This is a genomic window from Methylobacterium crusticola, from assembly GCF_003574465.1.
In the GTDB taxonomy this organism is placed as follows: domain Bacteria; phylum Pseudomonadota; class Alphaproteobacteria; order Rhizobiales; family Beijerinckiaceae; genus Methylobacterium; species Methylobacterium crusticola.
In genome coordinates, this window is the sequence record NZ_QOWC01000497.1 from 1 (window position 1) to 815 (window position 815).

General features: G+C 71.0%; 1 protein-coding gene. It reads right to left on the reverse strand.

All coding sequences use genetic code 11. The annotated features are described in order from the left end of the window. The coding region (locus tag DT057_RS35095; protein WP_203236473.1) for a transposase at positions 1 to 737 on the reverse strand (737 nt) is incomplete at its 3' end. Positions 738 to 815: the final 78 nt, after the last annotated feature.

An 815-nucleotide genomic window follows, 5' to 3' on the forward strand; every position in this document is an offset into this window, starting at 1 on the left:
CCGTCGCCCACCGCGATCTTCGGCGCGATCGACAGCCCGCGCCGCTTCACGTCCACCAGCAACTCCCGCCAGCTTTGGGCGCTCTCGCGCACCCCGACCTGGAAACCGACCAGTTCCTTCTTGCCCTCCGGCGTGGCCCCGATCAGGACCAGCATGCACTCGGCCTGCTCCTCCATCCTGGCCTGCAGGTAGACGCCGTCGGCCCAGATGTAGACGTAGCAGCGCGCCGAGAGATCGCGGGCCTGCCAGCGGGCGTACTCGTCCGCCCAGGTCGCGGTCAGCCGGGTGATGGCGGCCGGCGACAGGTTCGGGGCGTCCTTGCCCAGGAGGGCGGCGAGCGCCTCCTGGAAGTCGCCGGTCGAGATGCCGCGCAGGTACAGGACCGGCAGCCGGGCATCCAGGCTGCGGGTGCGCCGCGCCCACCTCGGCAGGAGGGTAGAGGAGAAGCTGATCCGCTCCTCGGGGCTGGCCGCGCCGCGATCCCGGATGCGTACCCGCGCGACCGGCACGGGGCCGATGCCGGTCTGGATCTCGCGCTCCGGACCGTGCCCGTGGCGCACCAGGCGAGCGCGTCCGTCCGGTAACCGCAGGTCCTGCATGGCCGCGAGGAAGGCCTCAGCCTCCAACTCGACGGCGTGGGCGAGAAGGCGACGCGCGCCGGCGCGCAGCACCTCAATCAGGGGATCGTCGATCTCATCCGGCTGACGAAGCCGCACGATGTTGGTAGGGCTGTCCATGGCGTATCGCTCTCGCTGAGAGGTTCTGGCAGGCTCGACACCCGCCTCGATACGCCGCCTTCACGCCGCTCGCGTCAC